Raw genomic sequence first — 19,352 nt, forward strand, 5'->3', positions numbered from 1 at the left:
CGGTCGCTCCGTGGTCATCGCGTATCGCCGGAACGTTCCGGCCGCATGAGATGAAGGTAGAGAATGGCCATGCGCACGGCCACGCCGGAGGCCACTTGGTTGAGCACCAGGCTGCCGTCGGCGTCCGCCAGGACCGAGGAGATTTCCAGCCCGCGGTTCATGGGACCGGGGTGCAGCACCTTGGCGTCCTTTTTGGCCTTGGCCATGGCGTCCGGCGTCAGGCAGAAGCGGCGGGAGTACTCGCGCAGGTCCGGCAGCAGGCCGGCGGCCTGGCGTTCCAGCTGCAGCCGCAGGCACATCACCGCATCCACGCCGGTCACGGCCTTGTGCAGATCGCCGTACACATCCACGGGCCAGCTTTCCACGCCCATGGGCAGCAGGGTACGCGGCGCGCAGAGCCGGACGTTGACGCCCAGCTTGTTGAGCAGCAGCACGTTGGAGCGGGCCACGCGGCTGTGCGCAATGTCGCCCAGGATGGTCAGGGTCTTGCCCTTGAACTCGCCCCACTGCTCGCGCAGGGTGAAGGCGTCCAGCAGGGCCTGCGTGGGATGCGCGTGCCAGCCGTCGCCGGCGTTGACCACGGAGCAGTGCAGCCGCTCCGCCAGAAACTGCGCCGCCCCGCTGGAGGAGTGGCGGATCACTATGCCGTCCGGGTTCATGGCCTGCAGGGTCAGCGCCGTATCCTTGAGGCTCTCGCCCTTGACGATGGACGAGGAGCTGCCGCCGAGTGAGAAGGTGTCGGCGGAGAGGCGCTTGCCTGCCATGTCAAAGGAGGTCTTGGTGCGCGTGGAGGGCTCGGCGAAAAAGAGCACCACGCTCTTGCCCTTCAGGGTGGGGACCTTCTTGACCGGCCGGGTGTTGATCTCCTGAAAGTACGTCGCCGTATCGAGCAGATGCAGCGTTTCGGCGACGGAAAGCTGGGAGACGTCGAGGAGGTCTTTGTGTGGCCAGGACGCAGTGCTGGTTTCGTTCATGTCGGGTGCTCTGGCGGCGTGTTTCCGCGCATGCGAAAGACGTGCGCCGGTGCTGTGGAAAACAGGGGTTTGGAGCCCTATGCAAATTCGCGGAAGAGTACACCGAGATTTGAGATTTTCCAAGAGGAACGATGCGCCGAAAAAACTTCAGGCGGTCAATCCCCCCAAAAGCCTGGGGGGACGGTTGAAATCCTGTTGCGCAGACTCCGGCCGCCGGTTTGCCGCCCAGCAGGGTGGAAAACATTCAGGCACCTATCGTCCGGCCGCGACGATCACGCAAAAACGCAGACCGAGAAAAAGACGACCGTCTCCATGCAGACAATGGACGCGCCCATGAGGTCGCCGTTCATGGCGCCGTTGCGCTTGCCCAGCCGCGCCAGCCCGCCGACAACGACCAGGCCCAGGATGAACGAGAGTACGTATGCTTCCCAGCGGATGAGCATGAGCCCCACCACCTTGGCCTGGAGCACGCAGAATATGGTGATCAGCGGCGTGGCTCCGGCCAGAAGCATCTGGCCCAGTCCGGGCCGTCCCAGCGTGCGCCCGGCCCACGCCAGGCAGACACAGGCCGCTCTGCCGGCAATGGGCGCGAAGACGAGCGCGCCCCATCCGCCAAGCGAGATCACCTCCCGCACCAGAAGAAGCTGCCCGCCGCCGACCAGCACCAGGCCGAACACGGCGAATGCCCCGCTGCGGCTGTCCTTCATGATCTCCCAGAACCGCTCGCCGCGCGCACCGCTGCCCCAGGCGTCGGCCACGTCGGCCAAGCCGTCCCAGTGCAAGCCGCGCGTGAGCCACGCCGCAAGCGCTACGTACAGAACCGCGCCGGCCGTTGCTCGCGCCCCCAAGGGTGCTCCGGCGGCAAGGATCTCCAGGCCGTAGACCGCGGCCGTGCAGATCGCGCCTACGACAAGGCCCACGAACGGAAACCAGACGATGCTTCGCGCCAGAGCGCCGGGCGAGAAGACCCGCGCCGGGCCGAGCCGCGTCAGGAAGCCGAGGGCAATGGCCGCGCCGTCCATCCGGCTCGCGGGAGGCGCCGTCTTGTCGGTAGTGGATGAAGAATCGGGTGTGGGCTGCTCGCCGGGGGTCATTTGCTCCCCGTCCCACATGCGCTGGTGGAGGAGAGCCGTATCTGTCCGCCCGGGTGCAAGCCGAGCTGCTGCGCCGCGCTGACGCCGTTCATGGCGATCTCCATGAAGCCCTGGCTGCCGGCGAGGATGCCGGCCTGGCCGGAGGCCAGCTCCGCATAGGTGGCCACGTGGATCAGCGATTGCCGGCCCAGCTCCGCATACGAGGACACCCGAACCGCCGGGCCGGGCTCGGAGCCGTGCAGGCTGACGGACGGCCATGCGCCCAGCGTCTCGTTCCACGGTTCGACCGGCAGGGAAAGAATCGCGTTGCCGAAACGGTCCACATGCAACACATGGCAGTCCACGGCGTCGCCGTCGGCTGTTGCCCTGGACGGTTCCAGCGTCACCAGCTCGTTCCGGTCGATGCGCGAGCCGATGGAGTCCGGCGACGATCCCCGCGCCAGACGTGCCGACAGCGGGGCGAAGATGTCCCGGCCGTGGAAGGTCGCGCAGGTATCCGGCCGCCGCCGGGCAAAGCGGGTCAGATCGTACGTACGGGCGTTGGGGTCCTGCTCCAGCACCAGCGAAAGCAACCCGTTGTCCGGCGCCAGGCAGATCCGGCCGCGGCTGGCCGCGCAGACCAATCGGCGGTCCGTGCCCACGCCGGGGTCCACCACACAGCAGAACACCGCGCCCTCCGGGAAATGGGGCAGCGTGGTGGCCAGCAAAAAGGACGCCTGGGCCACGTTCTGCGGCTCCACCTCGTGGGTCAGGTCCACCACCGGGATGTCCGGCGCTTCCGAGAGCAGCACGCCCTTCATCTGCGCCACATACGCATCCGCCAATCCAAAATCCGTCAATAGTACGATCGCGTTCATATTTGATTCAATACCCAAGCCCTTCAAAGGGGGCAAGTAAATAGCCGAGGGGCTCTGCCCCTCGATCTCCCCGCCGGAGGCATTCCTCGCCCCTCGACCACCAAGTGCTGAATACTATAAATATTACAGCCTGCTCCAGAGAGAGGTGTAGCCCTGGGCGAGGTTCTCGTAGGTCTGGCGGCTGCGGGCCAGTGCGGGATCGAGGAGCTCGGCGGCGATAAAGGCCATGGCCGTGGCTACGCCCACGGCGGCGCGCTGGCGGATGGCGAGACGCCGCGCCGGGGCGTTTTCGCGGGCCAACAGTTGCGCCCATTCGAGGAGCAGGGATACGCGGGAACGGGAGGTGTGCTCGGCGCGGACCAGGTCGCGGCCGGCGCGGGCAATGGCGGCCAGCGCCTCGGGCCGGTCGAGCCAGAAGCGCGCGGCGGCAGCCGCGGCCTCCACATCGCCCTTGGGGTAGGGCGGCAGAATGGTCTCTCCGGCGGTGAAGATGTCGTCCAGGCCGTTGTCGGTTTGTTCGGTGAGGCAGGCGGCGCCGCAGCCCAGGGCCTCGAAGACGCGGTAGTTGAGCTCGCCGATGGCGGACTGGTTGAGCACGATGCGGCTGCGGTGGAAGATGGGTCGGTAGTCGCCCTGCCTGGTATAGAGAGGGTGGCGCTTCTTGAAGGCTTCCAGAAAGGGAAAGCGGTCCGGAATGTTTTTGGGCTGGAGCGTGCCCACGAAGGAAACCGGGATGTCGCGGGTTGCGCCGGCGTCCACGTCGCGCTCGTGGTCGCAGAAAAGCGGGGTCCAGCGCGCAGGCCGGGGCAGGTTCTCGGCCTCGAACAGCGGCACATAGTCGCGCTGGGCCACGAACACGGCGTCGAAGCAGGCGCTGAACGGCACGTGCCACGGGTTGCAGTAGTCGTCGATGGTGTAGCCCAGGACCACGCAGTCCAGCGCTTCCAGGCCGAAGACCACGGGCAGGTTGCCCTGGTCCATCCAGATCACGGCGTCAGGCCGGAACCCGCGGGAGTCGAGCAGGGCCCGGAGCCCTTTATAATAGAGGGGGCGCTCCAGAAGGACGTCGGCTGCGCGGTCGCAGCCGCTGATGTCGAGCACGTCGCAGCCCAGGGCGCGGAGGTCGCGCACCAGCCGCCTCCCTTCGATGGTCAGGATGTTCATTGCCGGCAATCTAATATTTCTTCATGCGCAACTCAACGCCGGCTCCGGGGCCGGCGCAACGCACATTCAAAGCGGACCGATATCATTATATATGAGAATGCTGGCGGTCATCGCGGTTAGTCTGGGAGCTTGCCGGCTGGGGCCTCGACCGCAGAGAGGCGGAAGCAGTCCGGCTCCCAGGGTTCGGGATGCGGCGTCGTGGCCCCTGGTATCAGGCCCAGGGCGGCGTAGGCCGGCACAAGCTCGCCGCGATGGCCCCAGAGCTCGCCCTGGAAGCGGCGGGGATAGTCGAGCCGGACAGGCCCCTGCCATGCGGCAAGGGCGGGCTCCAGCAGCCGGAAGAGCGCCAGGCTGCGGGCGCGCTGGCCCATGGCCGGGTGGCGTGGACCGGCAAGGAAGGCGTCGTCCAGCGTGGATTCCGGGGCGAGTCCGGCGCGGATGACACGAATGCCGGCGCGCCAGAGCGTGAGGAATGCGTCGGCCAGGGCGTCCACGGTCTGGTCCACGTCCCAGGGCGTGTAGGAGCCGGCGCGCCAGCGCCTGGCCAGGGCTGTGCCCTCCAGAACGAGCAAGGGGTAGAGCCGCGCCACGGACGGCGCCAGAGCCGCGGCGGCGGCCACATCGCGGGCAAAGACGGCCGGGGTCATGCGCGGCAGGCCGGGCAAAAGCTGGATGCCAAGCTCCAGGCCGGATGCGCGGACGGCCTTGCAGCCCTGTACGGCGGCGTCCGCCTTGTAGCCGCGTCCGGAGGCGGCGAGCACGTCGTTGTCGAAGGACTGGATGCCGATCTCCACAAGGTCCATGCCGGAGCGGGCGAGCAATGCCAGTACCTCGGGGGCCAGGCAGTCCGGCCGGGTGGAGCAACGCACCCGCGAGACAAGACCGGCTTGCCGCAGCTCGGCGGCCACGTCCAGGTAGGCGAGCATGAGCTCCTGCGGTAGGGCAGTGAAGGTGCCGCCGTAAAAGGCGAGCTCAACGGGTTCGCTGCCTGCGAGCTCCTTGAAGAGAAGGCTGCGGAGGCTGCCGGGCGCGATCGCACGATTTCCCACACCGGTCTGGACGTCCTGGGCGCAGTAAATACAGCGATAACTACAGCCAATAAAAGGCAAAAACACCGGATATACGGGTGGGTGCGCGAGGGGTTTCGGCTCTGGATGACGAATTGTTAAGAAATCTGAAGAAGAAGGGGACATGGTGGGTATGTTCTCAGCACTCAATGCGGTAAAACAGGCTAAAAGGTAAGAGGGACAGGCTTTTGCAGATTTGGGAGAATACATCGTCCTGGAAATTTTCACAGAAACGCTTGATCTTGTTAAAAGGTTCAGTTATGTCAACGGGTAACATTGGAAGCATGGCCGGTAGCCCTCCACCGTGTCCGGATGTGTCAAAAATGGTTGAAAACGCGCACTCCGTCCAGTGTTCCCGGAACGGTTTTCGAGACGGGACGGAGGCACAGAGTTTTTGTTTGTGACGGCCGCTAGGGAGCTATGATTTTCCTGAAGCAGGCCGGAATGAGACACGACATGAAACGTGATGCCGACTGCATTTTCTGCAAGATAGTGGCAGGCGAGATACCGAGCCAGAAGGTGTTCGAGACCGACACGGTCTTTGCTTTTCTGGACATCGCACCGGTCAAACCGGGCCACACGCTTGTGATTCCCAAGGAGCACTTCGCCACGTTGCTGGAGATGGACGCGGCCCTGGCCGGCCCGATGCACGAGGCCGTCCAGAAGATCGCCGCCGCAGCCATGGAGGCTACGGGCGCCAAGGGCTTCAACTTGCAGGTGAACACGCATAAGGTTGCAGGACAGCTTGTGCCTCACGTGCATTACCATATCATACCTCGGCATGAGGACGACGGGCTTTCCCTTTGGGCGCAGAGCCCGTATGACAGTGACGCGGCCATGCAGGAAGTGGCCGACAAAATGCGAGCAACCATCACCAAATAACGGCCTTCTGTGGATTTCGTGTATCGGAGGTAATCCATGAGCAGCAAGACACTGACCAAAGCCGACATCGTCGACGCCATCTACGAAAAGACACAGCGCAACCGCGCCGAAGTGAAGGCCATCGTGGAATCCCTGCTTGGCATCATGAAGCAGGCCATCAAAAAAGACCATGCGCTGCTGATTTCTGGCTTCGGCAAGTTCGAGGCGTACGACAAAAAGGCGCGCAAGGGACGCAACCCCCAGACGGACGAGACCATAACTCTGCCGCCGCGCAAGGTGGTGGTCTTCCGCCTTTCCAGAAAGTTCCGTTCGGAGCTCAACAACCAGTAGGAGACGCTGTCCGCTGTGCGACGCCACTGTAGAGGTATGACGCACAGCGCTGGCGCGCCCTTTACCGGTCGCGTCTGAGGACACGTATTTTTTGGGTGCAGGAGACGGCTTCCCGGAACCGCCATCGGTGCGGCGCCGGGAGGCCGTTTGTCGTGTTTCTGTCGGTTGAGAGCCGGGCCAGGCCGTACGCTGGCCGAGTCTATCCCCGCGCCATCTCTTTGCCGCTAGACAGAAAGCCCGGCGCAGGACGCCGCGGCGTATCTTCCATACATCACTCCGCTATGACGAAGCACTGCGGGTAGCTGGACTCGAGCATGTCGCTCTGGCGTTCCGCGGCATGCAGGCTGGAGAACGTGCCCGCCTGTACGCGCCAGAAGGACATGCCGCCCACCACGGCGTACTGGATGCGGCTGCCAGGGTAGCGGCTGCGGATCTGCGCGAGCAGCCTGTTGGCGTTCTGCTGCACGGTGAACGAGCCGATCTGCACGTAGAACCGGCCCTGCAGGTCGCCGTCCTTGAGCTGCGGCAGGCTGGAAAGCGAGGAGACGCGCACCCGCGTCGTACCCTTTTCCAACATGCCCAGCCGGCGGGCCGCCTCCCGGGAGAGGTCGATGATCCTGGCGCGGACAAAGGGGCCGCGATCGTTGATCCGCACGTCCACGGAACGCCCGGAGCTGAGGTCGCGTACGCGCACCACGGTGCCCATGGGCAGAATCTTATGCGCCGCGGTCATGTCGTTCATGTTGTAGATCTCGCCGCAGGAGGTCTTGCGGCCGTGGAACGGGTGGCCGTACCAGGAGGCAAGGCCTTCTTCCGTAAAGCCGTCGGCCGAGGCGATGGGGTGGTAGGTCGTGCCCTTGATCGTGTAGGGCCGCTGCGTAGCCTTGCTGTACGTGCCGGGCTTCTGGCTGGGCGGCGTGGAGCGGACGCTGGAGGAGCCGCAGGCCGAGGCGAGCAGAGCCAGGGCGAGCAGCGCGAGGAGAAGGGCGGGAATCCGAAGGGTTCCGGGGACAGGGCGCATGGTCATCAGTCTCCGTTGAGGCCAGGGGTTTCCGGGGGCGAAAAGAGCTCCGGCATGCTGGCGCGCGCAATGTGCACGAGCTCGTCGTCTGTCAGGCGGCCGCGGCCGCCGTCGCCGTAAGCTTCCACAATGGCGCGTTGCATGGCGGCTACGCCGGGGTGGGACTTGTCCACCATGGCCGCGCCTTCCAGGCCGAAGCGGTCGTTGAGCCACATGGCCACGCCGGCAAGGCCGGAGCGGTCGGTCAGAGCCACGCGGGCCGGGCGGTTCAGCAGTGCGCCGGCGTCCCAGGCGGCGTAGGTTTCAGGGTTGCGGGCGATGCCGTGAGCGTGGATGCCGGCGGCCGTGGTGGAGACCTCGCTGCCGGCCAGGGGGTAGTTGGGCGGTACGGAGAGGCCGAGCTGCTGCTCGAACACGCGCGCGATCTCCGGCACGGCGGTCAAATCGCAGTCCGCATCCTGGCCGGTGAGGGAGACGTGCTCCAGGCAGAGCGCTTCCACCGGGGCGTTGCCCGTGCGTTCGCCGAAACCGAGCAGCGTGCCGCTGGCGCCGGCCGCGCCGTACAGCCATGCCGTCACCGTGTTTACCAGGGCCTTGTGCAGATCGTTGTGGCCGTGGAACTCCAGGTTTTCGCCGGGGATGCCGGCCTCCTCGATAAAGGTGCGCACCAGCCGGGGGATGGAACGCGGCAGCGCGGCGCCGGGATAGGGCACGCCCAGGCCCAGGGTATCGCACAGCCGCACCGTCAGGGGGCGGTTTTCCTGCGCGGCCAGGGCGGCCAGATCGCGCGCCAGCTCCACGCAGTAGGGGATGTCGGCGCGGGTGATGTCCTCGAAATGCATGCGCGGCGAGACGCCGGCGGTCAGGGCGGCCTCGGCCATGGCCAGCGCCTGCTTCTTGTAGCGGTCCCGGTCCGAGCCCAGCTTGAGATGGATGTGGTAGTCCGACACCGAGAGCAGCATGCACGCCTCGGTAAAGCCCATGTCCGTGACCAGGCGGAGGTCCGGCTCGGCGGCGCGTATCCAGGGCACGATGCGCGGGTGCTCGTAGCCGCGCTCCAGGCACTTCTCCACGGCTCGGCGGTCGCGCTCCGTGTACAGGAAAAACTCGCTGGTGCGGATCAGGCCGGAGACGCCGCCCAACTGGTGGAGCAGGTCGAACAGGGTGACCACGGCCTCCACGCGATACGGCGGCGCGGCCTGCTGGCCGTCGCGGAAGGTGGAGTCCGCAATATACGGACGGGCGGCAGGCGCCGGGAGTTCCGGCGCGCCCTCGAACGGTATGCGCGCCACGGCGCCGTATGGAAAGATGCTGCGGAAGAGCGCCGGCTCCTCCGGACTCCCGGAACGGCTCATCCGGCGGCCTTCCTCCTTTGCCCGGAGAGCTTCATGCCCTTTGCAAGCAGGGCCCGCTCCGCGGCAAGATCGGGGTGGTCCGGCCGCATGGATTCGAGCATGTCCAGCGCGGCGTTGGCGTGATCGACCCAGCCGCCTTCGCGCAGGCTCCGCGCGGCGAGCAGGGGCATGTTCTCCGGGGGAGCGCCGTAGATGCCTTCCACCAGGGGATCGTACTTGTTGCGGAACACCTCGCGCACGATGGCCTGCTGATCGAACAGGTAGCGCGCCAGGAGCTGGCTCTCGGCGTACTGGTTGTAGCAGATGGGGAAGAGGTCGAGGCAGGCGTCCATGATGTAGCGGATGCGGCGAATCTCGCGGTCGATGGACTCGCGGGTCTGGCCCAGGACCACGGTAAGCCGCTCCATGAGCTCGCGTTCCGCCTCATCCAGGGGGGAGGCGGCGATGTCGCTGAACCATGGCGCGTAGTTCTCAAGCTGGTGGGCGTCTTCCTTGAGCTTCACGGCTTCGTGGAAGATGTAGCCCAGGCCCCAGTCCAGGAACCGGCCCAGCAGCCCTTCTTCGCCGTGGCGGAACAAAAGATGCGCCGTGTCCTTGAGACGCCAGAGCAGCCCCTTGTTCATCTCCTGGCCGATGAGGTCGCGCAGGGAGGGAAAGCCGATGCGGCCTTCCTGCTCATACGAGGTGAAGCACGCCTCCAGCTCTTTGCTGGATATGCAGAAGTCCCGCAACACGTCGCGGGCGAATTCGAGCCGTTTGGCCTTGATCCACACCTTAGACATAATGTTCCTTCATGCAATGCACTCGACAGCTCCGCATGTACCATGGCCACGCAGGGACGACAACACGCAACGCGCGCCAGGGCTGTGCCAATGGACGGCCCACCCATTTGATGGACGGATGTTCGCCTCGTTGCGGCGTGCCCGCCCGAATCGACACGGCGCGACCGGCCATGCCGCCTTGGCGGCCGGCCGCAGCGCTACATGGCCCGGCGTCTGCCTCCGGGCAGGGTCTGCTTGGCGAGCCGCGCCAGCTCTGCCAGGCGGGCGTCCACCCGGGCGTAGAGCGACCCGGCCGTAAAACCGCCGCGCTTGAGGGGGTTGCCGGTGGGCATGCCGGTGAGCAGCTCCAGGGCCTGTTCGATGGTGGAGACGGGCCAGATGTGGAAAAGGCCCTGCTCCACGGCTTCCACCACGTTGTCGTCGAGCATCAGGTGGTCGCGGTTGTCCACCGGGATGAGCACGCCCTGCCTGCCGTTCAGGCCGCGGCGCTGGCAGACCTGGAAAAAGCCCTGGATCTTGCGGGTTACGCCGCCCACGGCCAGGATGGCTCCGGACTGGCTGACCGCGCCGGTGAAGGCGTAGCAGCGCTTGATCGGCACCTCGGCAAGGGCGGAGAGCAAGGCGGCGAGCTCTGCGGCCGAGGCCGAGTCGCCCTCCACGCGGGCGTAGGACTGCTCGAAGCAAAGGCTGCCTGAGAAGACCAGGGGCTTGTTCTGCGCAAAACAGCCCATGAGGTAGCTTTTCAGGATCATCATCGCCTTGGTGTGGATGGGGCCGCCCAGGTCGGCCTCGCGCTCCAGGTCCACCACGCCCTCGTCGCCCACGCCCACGGTGCAGGCGATCTGGTGCGGCAGACCGAACTCGTAGTCCCCGAACCAGGTGACGGAAAGACCGTTGACCCGGCCCACGGCCGAGCCGTGAGTGCCCACCTTGATGAGCTCGCGGTCGTACTCCTCCAGGAACTCTTCTTCATAGAGGTTGGCGCGGTACTCCTTGGCGCGGCGTGCCCGGGCCAGGCTTTCCACATCCACCACGGACTTGCGGGCGGAACGGGCCATGGCGTCGGCCTCCAGCATGATCTCGCGCACCAGCGGCGTCTTCAGGGAAAGCTTGCGCTGGTCCTCGGCCAGGGTGGAGGCGTAGTCCACCACGCCGGCCAGGGCGGCGCGGTCGAAGGGCATGAGCTTGGCCTCGTCGATGACGCGGGCCAGGGCTTTGACAAAGCTCTTGATGGCCGGAGCCTTGCGCCAGACGTGCTCCTGCAGGTGGGCCTTGATCTTGAACAGCTTGGGAAAGCGGTCGTCGTAGGCCAGAAGCGTCTCGTATGCGTCGTGGTCGCCGATGAGCACCACCTTGCAGTTCACGGGCATGGGCTCGGGCTCCAGGGTCTTGGTCTTGACCTGGTCCTGCCCCTCGTCAACCTCCTCGATGCGCGCCAAGCCGGAGCGCAGCGAGCGCAAGAGCCCTTCCCAGGCGCTCTGGTACTGCATCACGTCGGTTATGTGGATGATGAGGTAGCCGCCGTTGGCGCGGTGCAGGGCGCCGGCCTTGATCAACGTGAAGTCCGTGACCAGGGTGCCCATCTCGGACTCGCGCTCGATGGAGCCCAGCAGGTTGCGGGCCGTGGGATGGTCCTCCACCACCACGGGCGCGCCTTCGGCGCCGGCGTTGTCCACAAAGAGATGGACCTCGTAGCGGCTGAAGTGGTCCTCGTTGGACTGCTCGCCGCCGCCGAGGAGGCCGGCCAGGCTGGTGGGCTCGCTCACGCCGTCGCGCGGGGCAAGCTGCTCCAGGTTCTTGATCAGATCTTTGCGCATGGCCTCGAAGTGTTCGGCCAGACCGCTTTCCGGGCAGCGCTTGGCCCATTTTTTCGTCAGGGGATCAAGATGGATGGCCAGGACGGACTCCACGAACTCGCGGTCCAGCGCGTCCTCCTGCTCCTTGAAGTCCTGGTCCTCCTTGCTCACGCGGCGCAAAACATCGTTGACGGCGTGGAGCAGGGTGTCGCCCTGGGCCTTCAGCTTGCTGCGCAGCGAGGGCTCCAGCCGCTCGTAGTCCTCCTCGGTGAGCACCTTGCCCTCCACAAGAGGGTAGATGGTCACGCCGCCCTCGTCGTCCATGTCGAGGTTGAAGCCCTTCTTGGTGGCCTGGCTCTCCATCTCGGACATGAGCTTGTCGCGCGTCTTCTGATACGCCTCCAGGATCTCCCGGCGGCGGTGCAGATACGAATCGCGCTCGAAGGAGGCGGGCACCTCCTGGCGCACGCGGTCCACGGCGTCGGCCAGCTCTTCCTTGAACACGCGCCCCTGTCCGGCGGGCAGCGTGACCACGATGGGCTTGTCCGGGTCGTCGAAGTTATAGAGGTAGACAGCGTCCGGCGGCGGCGGGGCCTTTTTGGCCACCGGGTCGAGGTAGTTCCGGATGAGGTACGTCCGGCCCATGTTCTCCTCGCCGCACAGGAAGATGTGATAGCCGGGGTCGTCTATGGAGAGGCCCAGCTCCAGGGCCTCGAGAACACGTGGCTGCGGCGGATGGTCAGCCACGGCCGCGCGGCGGATGTCGTCGCTCGTTTCAAAGGGTATGGATTTGGGGTCAAGCCGGGCGCGCAGTCGGCTGGCCGGCAAAGGCTTTACCTTGGGCATGTATCTCCTCACGTTCGGTGTCTGCTGCACGCGGCGCGCAGCGTGTGCACGAATGTAGTGACGACGGCGCTGGTTGTCGATGGCTCAGCGGGCATGTCCGCACATTTCTTTTTGCAGTCTGCGCCGGCCAATGGCATATTCGCGCAGCCGCGGCAGGGAAGGTCGTGGAAAACGCCGCCGTACAGCATGTACGTGCAATGCGCGCCAGGCGGTAAATTCCGCGAAGGGCAGCGGCGACGGCATTCCGGAAATCTCGTTATGGCCCGGATGACGTTGGCTGACGCAGTGTTACCAAATTCGTTTCAAGGGTCAATTCGCGTTGACTGGCGCTATGGGCTGTGGTAGAGGCAAGCGACTTGTGAACAATTGCACGAAGTGATCGCGCCGGAAATAAACGGCCCCCGATGCCTTCCAGGCAAAGTGGCCAAGAGGTGGGACAACATTCGCGCATGTTCAAGAAGGGCAAATTTCGGATCTTCGACAAGGACGCACGGGACGCGCTCTTCGGCGTCGGCACCATAGGGATGCATCTGGTGGGCAGCACCTTCATCGGACTGGCCATGGGGTACTACCTGGATAAGTGGCTCGACCCGAAATACGGCACCAAGCCGTACCTCACGTTCTTCTTTCTGTTCATGGGGATCGTGGCCGGGTTCCGGAACGTTTTTTTCGAAGCCAAGCGGTTGCAGCGGATGCACGACAAGAACGCCGTGCCCTCGCCCAAAGCCGCGCTGGCAGAAGACGAGAAAGACAAGGCGCAAGGGGCGGAGCCCGACGCGGGCGACGCCAGCAGGAAGAAAACGAACGACAAGGACTGACAGGCGACGCAGCATGCAGACGCAGGGAACCACAATGATGCAGCAAGCCCGGGCCATGGCCGGCCGTCTGAGCCATGGCGTGGAGGCGAAGCTGTACAAGCGCGGCTTCACCCAGCCGGCGGTGCGCCGTCTCATCACCTGGCAGGTTCTGGTGACCCTGGCCGTGTTGCCCGCGGGCGTGCTGTTCTTCTGGCTGGGCCTGTGGCCGTTGGCCTTTGTGGCCGGGTCCCTGCTCGCCACGTTCAACTTCTACTTCCTCGCCAAGTCCTTACAGCAGATAGTCTTTGTCAAATATGACCGGCAGTTGCTCGTATCCGTGCTGCTCCGCTTCTATGGGCGGCTCGGAATCACGGCAGTTGCACTGTTCCTGTTGATTGTCTGGTGTCGGGTGCCTGTTGTCGCTCTCGTGGCTGGTTTGTCCACGGTTGTTGCGACCATAGTGGTGTGGGGCGGCGCTCGGCTTTTCGAGCAAAACGCGAAGGAGGCTTAGGCATATGGCAGGTGGACTTCCGCATCCGGTGCTCTTCTCCAACCTGACGGGCGCTGACGAGGCACTCTCGCATATGTTGGGCGTGCACGAGGCGAAGCATATTTTTTATACATGGATCGCCATGGCCATCCTCTTCATCACCGCGTTTTTCGTTCGCAAGAGCCTGAAGACGGTGCCGGGGACGCTCCAGAATATTTTTGAGACCATCATAGGCGGGCTCGAAAACTTCGTTGTCGAAAACATGGGCGAGGACGGCCGCAAGGTTTACCCGGTGCTCATCGTTCTCTTCCTGTTTATCGTCACCCAGAACTTCCTGGGTCTTGTTCCCGGTTGCGACGCTCCTACCGCGAACGTCAACACCAACGCCGCCATGGCCGTGTTTGTCTTCCTCTACTACAACGGCATCGGCATCATGCGTTGGGGTCCCGGCTACATTAAACACTTCATGGGCCCGATGCTGCCGCTCGCCCCGCTGATGCTGATCCTTGAGATCATCTCGCACATCGCGCGGCCGCTCTCGCTTACGCTGCGTCTCTTCGGTAACATCCGCGGCGAGGAAATCGTGCTGATCCTCTTCTTCATCCTGGCGCCCATCGTCGGCACGATTCCGATCTACTTCCTGTTCATGCTCGCGAAGTTCCTGCAGGCGTTCATCTTCTTCATGCTGACGATGATCTATCTGAAGGGCTCCATGGAGCACGCGCACTAGTCGCGCCTAACATTGGGGAAATGGCTAAGGCCTCAATCATAACCACTTTTTTACCGGAGGGATTATCCCAATGCGCAAGACCTTCTTTATCGTTCTGAACACCATGGCCATCCTGCTCGTCGGCGCCGTTGCCGCTTTCGCTCAGGAGCATGCCGGCGGCGCCACCATGGACGCCAGCGCTCTCGGCCTGACCTGCTTCGCCGCCGCCATCGGCATGGCCATTGCTGCTGCCGGCTGCGGCATCGGCCAGGGCCTGGGTCTGAAGGCTGCTTGTGACGGCACCGCCCGCAACCCCGAGGCTGGTGGTAAGATCATGGTTACCCTGATCCTGGGTCTGGCCTTTGTTGAGTCCCTGGCCATTTACGCCCTGGTCGTCAACCTGATCCTGCTCGTCGCCAACCCCTTCATCGGCTAAGCGACTTCTTTTCGAGGAGGCCGTCTCCGTTCCGGACGGCCTCCTTTTTAGATTCTACAAGTTACAGATTTCACAAGAAAAACAGTGCCTCCCAAACAGCTTTACTCGCTCAAAAGCGAGAACATCCCCAGAGCCACTATCCAAAGGCTCGCACTCTATGTCCAGGTGTTGGAGGATCTCGACCGCCAGGGAACCGAGGTTATCTCGTCCGAACTGCTGGCCAAGGCCTGCACGGTCAATCCTTCCCAGATCAGAAAGGACCTCGCCTACTTCGGCGAGTTCGGCGTCCGCGGTGTAGGCTACTACATCAAGGACCTCATTGGCGCTATCAAGCAAAGCCTTGGCGTCGACCACGTCTGGAAGACGGTACTGGTCGGCGTAGGTAACCTTGGCCGGGCCTTGCTCAATCACGCCGAGTTCCGCCTCCGTGGTTTCGACATCATCGGGGCGTTCGACTGCGATCCTTTCAAAATCGGCGAACAGGTCTCCGGGCTGGAAGTGCTCTGCACCAAGCGGCTCAAGGAGAAGGTCCACGAGCTGGACGTGAACCTCGGCATCATCACCACGCCGCCGGAGCGCGCCCAACGCGCCGCCAACCATCTGGTGGAAGCCAACATCCACGGCATCCTCAACTTTGCGCCCGCGCGCATTACCGTGCCCGACTACGTCTATGTCGAGTACGTGGACTTCTTCCACCACATGTACTCCCTGGCCTTCCACATCACGCTGGAAAAGGAACGCTAGGAGCGCCTCCACGCGTCCATGGCAGGGCGCGTAGACTCCCTTTCGAGCTGCGTTGTGCACCGCTTCCGGTGTGCAACGTTGTGTTGTGCCCTCTCTCGCCCGGCACGTTCCGCATGGCATGCCATGGCGGTTGTGCGCGATGACGTCCGCCCGGCGAAGAACTCGACCCGCCGAAAGCCCAGGACCACATAAGAAAGGCCCCCTGTCGGGGGCCCCTACTCAATGCAGCAAAGTGGCGGCCGCCAGTCATCAACCGGCGGCTATGCGCAATTGCTAGCTTCTTAACGAGTTGGCCAGGTCCTCCAGCCGCCTCATCATGGAGATGAAGTAGCGCGCCATCTTGCCGCGGTGGTCGGCCAGCAGGGAGTCGTGGTCGCCGCGCAGCACGATGAGCGGATCAAAGGTGCAGATCCTGTCCATGTCCTTGAAGGCCACAGCCACGTTCTGCTCGCCGCCCTTCTCCACAATCTCCGGGTAGAGGTGCACGAGCATGGTCAGGTAGTCGCGCACCACGAGGACAACGCCCTGGGCGTACTTGATGCGGTCGTCCAGCTCCCAGAAGGAGACCTCGTCGTTGGCCTGCACCAGGGAGCCGAGCACCTGCCCCAGGAACTCCTCGCCGTCGATAAAGGTGAGATTGTTGTAAATGTCGTCGGTGCGGGCGTTGAAGGTGGCCTTGCCGTCGGCAAGCTCGGCCTTGTACTCGTCCATCAGCTCGATGCTGCGCTTGTATTCCTTCTCCGCAGAGGCGCGGAAGAAGCCCCAGATCTCGGCGCCGTAGACAATGTGCTTCTCGCGCACCTCTTTGAGGTGCTCGTTCTCGGGGTCGGCCTGGCCGAGCTTGGCCAGATGGGTGGAGAAGTACCGCGTGAGCATGCGCGTGGCGAAGATGACGCCGCGCTGGCGGTTGGCGCGGTTATCCAGGTACTTGGTCGGGAAGTAGAAGGCGTCGTTCGCGCTCCAGCCAAAGGGCGAGTCCAGCTCCCGCTGGAGCTGTGCGCTGACCGAGGTGAGCAGCGCCGCGCCCTTCTCGGGGTCGGTGGCATTGGCGCCGGTCAAGGCCATGGTTTCCGAGACGGCCTCGCTCACCGCCGGGAACTGGGTGGGATCAACGGAGCGGTAGAGGTTGTACATCGCGTAGTACCCCCCGAAGAGTAACGGCCAGAACAGGAACAATGCCACTATAATTATAAGGTATTTCAGAGGAATACGTGGCAGCTTCGGCATCTTTTTCATGGAGAGCTTCCCTTTTTGACTCTTGAGAGGTTGCACGGAAAAAGGCAGGATAAATGGGCAAACCACGGGTTGCAAGTGTGGGAAACTGACACAGCTGGGGGGATTGTGCCGACGCATAGAAAAATCCGAGCCACGACGCTCCATGACACGCCGCTCGCCGGGCTTCCCCGGGAAGGCGTGCGCTTGTTGGGAATGGGTGCCGTGGGCAAGCACCATCTGCTGCACACCTCGCGCACTCTCTTCGACGCTACGTCCCATGTCCCGCCGGAGCATGCCGAGCGCTGCGCCCGCGTGGGGCTGGGGCTCATGCTCCAGGCCTGGGTGGACGATCCGCTGGACGGCGGCCTGGCCGAGTCCATCCGCTCCATCCACGGCCGCCACGCCTATCTGTTCGATCCCATTCCGCCCGTGCTGGCCGAGGCGCTCTCGACCGTTGCATCCACGTGGAACATGCCCGAGGAGGACCTGGAGTTCCTGACCCTTTTTGAGCAGCGGGATGCCGAGGCGGCGCTGTCATACCTGGACAAAGAGCTCGCCTCGTCCAATCATCTGCTCTATCGGCTCAACCAGGCGCGCCAGCTCGCCGGTATCTTCGGCCGGTCCGAATGGCTGGTGGATCGCATTCGCAATCTGCCCCTGAACAACGGCGCGCTGGTCTCCAAGATTCTGGGCGATGCGCTGTTTCTGGCCGGCGAGTTGGACGACGCCGTGGCCTCGTACGACGCCATCGAGGGCGGGGCCGAGTGGCCGGGGCTGCTCTTCCGGCGTGGCAACGCCCTGGCGCGCGCCGGCAGGCTGGATGACGCCCGCGAGTCGTGGCGGCAGAGCGTGGAGCGCTCTCCCTGGCTGATAAACGCGCTGCTTGTGCTGCACGATGCCGTGAGCCGCGCCGACCGCAGCGTGGCCAGGGTTCCGGAGAGCTGCGCCGTGCTCCTGTACTGCTTCGACAAGCCCGGCGAGCTGGACGCCACCCTCCAATCGCTCTTTGCCGGCGAGATCGGCGGTTCCAAGGTGCTGGTGCTCGACAACGGCAGCGGCACAGAGACGCAGGACATGCTGGCCGGCTGGAGGTCGCGTATTTCCGCAGACCGCCTGGAGGCTTTGCGCGCGCCGGTCAACGTGGGCGCGCCGGGGGCGCGCAACTGGCTCATCCGGGAGGTCGTGGAGCGCGGCTACGAGTGGACGGCGTTTCTGGATGACGATGTGGAGCTGCCGGCCGACTGGCTCGGCAGGCTCTCGGCGGCGGCCAAGGCGTATCCCGAGGCCGGCGTCTGGGGCGCCAAGGTGGTCAACGCCACGGTCCGCGAGGCCATCCAGGGAGCGGACTTCACCCTGGAGCCAGACCCCGGAGAGCAGCCGTCCCTGGGCGCTCAGGGCGAGAAGGTCCCGTCTCCGCTGGCTCTCAGCGCGCTGCACCATTTTGATCCGGATTACGGGCAGTTCCGCTACATGCGGCCGTGCGCCTCGGTCATGGGGTGCTGCCATCTCTTCCGGACATCCACGCTGGAGAAAAGCGGCGGCTTCGATCTGCGCTTCTCGCCAAGCCAGTTCGACGATGTGGACCACGACCTGGGGCTGCTCGCCGCCGGAGCCGCGCCTGTGTACCAGGGCCACCTGGCCGTGGGCCATCGCCGGCCCTTCCCACACCTGGCCAACATCACCTGGGAGCAGGCCAAGGCCGCGGAAGCCAACCACTACAAGCTGCGCGCCAAGCATACCGCACACATGGCCAAGCTCCTCAACAAGCAGGAGGCCTTGCTCCTGGACGACATCAACGCCAAGTGGCGTCGTTTGATGGACGGCGGCGTGATCGCGCTGGGCCGTTAACCGGCCTGCCTTGCGCTAGTTGAGCACTTCCATGAGCGTCGGCTGGAGGTTGGTGGTCCCCGGACCACGCGCCATGGCCTTGCCCAGGGCGCTGTAGGCGGATTCGGCAAACCGCTCGTAGTCGCAGCCGGAGACAGGCACGGCCGACGTCATGCCCATGGAGATGCTGACGTACTCGGCCAGAGGCAGCCTGGTCACACTGCCGGGGAAGGCGAGCTGCAGGCCTTCGATGGAGGAGTGCATCTGCCGGGAGACGTGGGCCGCGCCATGGTGGTCCGTCACAGGCAGAATCACAGAGAAGATGTCGTCGGAGAATCTGGATATGAGGTCGCCCGGCCTGCGCAGGCACGTGCCTAGCGCCTCGGAGAGCATGGTCATGCACTCGCCGGCGCTTTCGCCGCCCAGCCGTTCGGCATAGGTTTCATAGCCGTCCATGGCGATGAAGGCCAGGGAGAGCCATACATTCTCGCGCATGGCACGGCCCCATTCCCGCCTCAGAGAATCCGCGAATAATCGCCGGCTCGCCGCGCCTGTGGCCAGGTCGGTCATACTCATGCGGGCCAGGCTCCTGGTGACGCGAGTCCGGCGCGTATGCACGGCCACCCGCGCCAGCAGCACCTGATCGGCGATGGGCAGCGTCCAGAAGTCCGCGGCGCCGTGCTTCAGCGCATCCAGCTCGGTCAAGCAGGCTGAACCCTTCTCGGAGACGATGACCACGGGAATCATGCGCAGCGACGACGAATCCTTGATCTGCGAGAGGACCTCCAGGGCGGCCTCGGAGTCGGAATCGTCCAGAATGACGATGTCGATCGGGTGGTCCGGCGTACTGCCGATGATCAACCCTTCGTGCGGCGGCGTTTCAGCATGCAACAGCTCGATCACACGGCCATGCTCCGGCGCGCGAAATACCTGGAAACACGATTGCAAGGTCTGAAAAAGTCGCTC

At 64.5% G+C, this 19,352-nt stretch carries 19 protein-coding genes; 8 read left to right on the plus strand and 11 right to left on the minus strand.

What is annotated here, in order from left to right:
- Nucleotides 1–14: 14 nt before the first annotated feature.
- From E8L03_RS14695 to E8L03_RS14715, 5 genes are all read right to left on the minus strand, one after another.
- Nucleotides 15–974 (minus strand): aspartate carbamoyltransferase catalytic subunit, encoded by a 960-nt coding sequence (locus tag E8L03_RS14695; RefSeq protein ID WP_171267735.1) that lies wholly within the window; start codon nucleotides 972–974, stop codon nucleotides 15–17.
- A gap of 272 nt (nucleotides 975–1,246) precedes the next feature.
- Nucleotides 1,247–2,068, minus strand: coding sequence for an adenosylcobinamide-GDP ribazoletransferase (locus E8L03_RS14700; RefSeq protein WP_171267736.1), 822 nt, complete (start codon nucleotides 2,066–2,068; stop codon nucleotides 1,247–1,249).
- Nucleotides 2,065–2,868, minus strand: a complete 804-nt coding sequence (locus E8L03_RS14705; protein WP_244963731.1) for an SAM hydrolase/SAM-dependent halogenase family protein — start codon at nucleotides 2,866–2,868, stop codon at nucleotides 2,065–2,067. The genes E8L03_RS14700 and E8L03_RS14705 overlap by 4 nt, the downstream gene beginning before the upstream one ends.
- Before the next feature lie 180 nt (nucleotides 2,869–3,048).
- On the minus strand, nucleotides 3,049–4,089 hold the full coding sequence (locus tag E8L03_RS14710; RefSeq protein ID WP_144234124.1) for a glycosyltransferase family protein: 1,041 nt from the start codon (nucleotides 4,087–4,089) through the stop codon (nucleotides 3,049–3,051).
- A 116-nt stretch (nucleotides 4,090–4,205) separates the two neighbouring features.
- Nucleotides 4,206–5,138 (minus strand): radical SAM protein, encoded by a 933-nt coding sequence (locus E8L03_RS14715; RefSeq protein WP_244963537.1) that lies wholly within the window; start codon nucleotides 5,136–5,138, stop codon nucleotides 4,206–4,208.
- Between the two features lie 474 nt (nucleotides 5,139–5,612).
- Between E8L03_RS14715 and E8L03_RS14720 the strand changes: the two genes are divergently transcribed.
- Complete coding sequence (locus E8L03_RS14720; protein ID WP_144234122.1) at nucleotides 5,613–6,038, plus strand: HIT family protein; 426 nt, start codon at nucleotides 5,613–5,615, stop codon at nucleotides 6,036–6,038.
- 36 nt (nucleotides 6,039–6,074) lie between these two features.
- Nucleotides 6,075–6,368, plus strand: coding sequence for an integration host factor subunit alpha (locus E8L03_RS14725; protein WP_144234121.1), 294 nt, complete (start codon nucleotides 6,075–6,077; stop codon nucleotides 6,366–6,368).
- Between the two features lie 271 nt (nucleotides 6,369–6,639).
- Here E8L03_RS14725 and E8L03_RS14730 read toward each other — a convergent pair whose 3' ends face one another.
- From E8L03_RS14730 to E8L03_RS14745, 4 genes are all read right to left on the minus strand, one after another.
- Entirely contained in the window at nucleotides 6,640–7,389 is a 750-nt protein-coding gene (locus tag E8L03_RS14730) for a septal ring lytic transglycosylase RlpA family protein (RefSeq protein ID WP_171267739.1), read from the minus strand.
- Nucleotides 7,390–7,394: 5 nt separating this feature from the next.
- Complete coding sequence (locus E8L03_RS14735; RefSeq protein ID WP_171267740.1) at nucleotides 7,395–8,744, minus strand: histone-lysine N-methyltransferase; 1,350 nt, start codon at nucleotides 8,742–8,744, stop codon at nucleotides 7,395–7,397.
- Entirely contained in the window at nucleotides 8,741–9,526 is a 786-nt protein-coding gene (locus tag E8L03_RS14740) for a hypothetical protein (protein WP_171267741.1), read from the minus strand. The genes E8L03_RS14735 and E8L03_RS14740 overlap by 4 nt, the downstream gene beginning before the upstream one ends.
- Nucleotides 9,527–9,723: 197 nt before the next feature.
- A complete protein-coding gene (locus tag E8L03_RS14745) occupies nucleotides 9,724–12,168 on the minus strand; it encodes a Lon protease family protein (protein WP_144234117.1) in 2,445 nt (814 codons plus the stop codon).
- A gap of 449 nt (nucleotides 12,169–12,617) precedes the next feature.
- On the opposite strand from E8L03_RS14745, the gene E8L03_RS14750 reads away from it, so the two are divergent.
- The 5 genes from E8L03_RS14750 (at nucleotide 12,618) to E8L03_RS14770 (ending at nucleotide 15,344) form a co-directional block, all read left to right on the plus strand.
- On the plus strand, nucleotides 12,618–12,986 hold the full coding sequence (locus E8L03_RS14750; RefSeq protein WP_144234116.1) for an AtpZ/AtpI family protein: 369 nt from the start codon (nucleotides 12,618–12,620) through the stop codon (nucleotides 12,984–12,986).
- 13 nt (nucleotides 12,987–12,999) lie between these two features.
- Entirely contained in the window at nucleotides 13,000–13,476 is a 477-nt protein-coding gene (locus tag E8L03_RS14755) for an ATP synthase subunit I (RefSeq protein ID WP_235896507.1), read from the plus strand.
- Between the two features lie 4 nt (nucleotides 13,477–13,480).
- Complete coding sequence (gene atpB / locus E8L03_RS14760) at nucleotides 13,481–14,185, plus strand: F0F1 ATP synthase subunit A (RefSeq protein ID WP_144234115.1); 705 nt, start codon at nucleotides 13,481–13,483, stop codon at nucleotides 14,183–14,185.
- A gap of 70 nt (nucleotides 14,186–14,255) precedes the next feature.
- A complete protein-coding gene (locus tag E8L03_RS14765; protein WP_171267742.1) occupies nucleotides 14,256–14,600 on the plus strand; it encodes an ATP synthase F0 subunit C in 345 nt (114 codons plus the stop codon).
- Between the two features lie 84 nt (nucleotides 14,601–14,684).
- Nucleotides 14,685–15,344 (plus strand): redox-sensing transcriptional repressor Rex, encoded by a 660-nt coding sequence (locus E8L03_RS14770; RefSeq protein WP_144234114.1) that lies wholly within the window; start codon nucleotides 14,685–14,687, stop codon nucleotides 15,342–15,344.
- A 273-nt stretch (nucleotides 15,345–15,617) separates the two neighbouring features.
- Here the strand turns inward: E8L03_RS14770 and E8L03_RS14775 are convergent, their stop codons facing one another.
- On the minus strand, nucleotides 15,618–16,580 hold the full coding sequence (locus tag E8L03_RS14775) for a DUF2333 family protein (RefSeq protein WP_167512335.1): 963 nt from the start codon (nucleotides 16,578–16,580) through the stop codon (nucleotides 15,618–15,620).
- Nucleotides 16,581–16,757: 177 nt separating this feature from the next.
- On the opposite strand from E8L03_RS14775, the gene E8L03_RS14780 reads away from it, so the two are divergent.
- Nucleotides 16,758–18,407 carry a glycosyltransferase gene (locus tag E8L03_RS14780; RefSeq protein WP_216367908.1) on the plus strand — a complete coding sequence of 550 codons (1,650 nt, stop codon included), beginning with the start codon at nucleotides 16,758–16,760 and terminating at the stop codon, nucleotides 18,405–18,407.
- Between the two features lie 15 nt (nucleotides 18,408–18,422).
- On the opposite strand, the gene E8L03_RS14785 is transcribed toward E8L03_RS14780, so the two are convergent.
- The gene (locus tag E8L03_RS14785; protein ID WP_171267743.1) at nucleotides 18,423–19,289 is read right to left on the minus strand and encodes a GGDEF domain-containing protein; all 867 of its coding nucleotides are present in this window, start codon (nucleotides 19,287–19,289) and stop codon (nucleotides 18,423–18,425) included.
- Nucleotides 19,290–19,352: the final 63 nt, after the last annotated feature.

Origin of the sequence: Oceanidesulfovibrio marinus, from assembly GCF_013085545.1 — a bacterium.
GTDB lineage: Bacteria > Desulfobacterota > Desulfovibrionia > Desulfovibrionales > Desulfovibrionaceae > Oceanidesulfovibrio > Oceanidesulfovibrio marinus.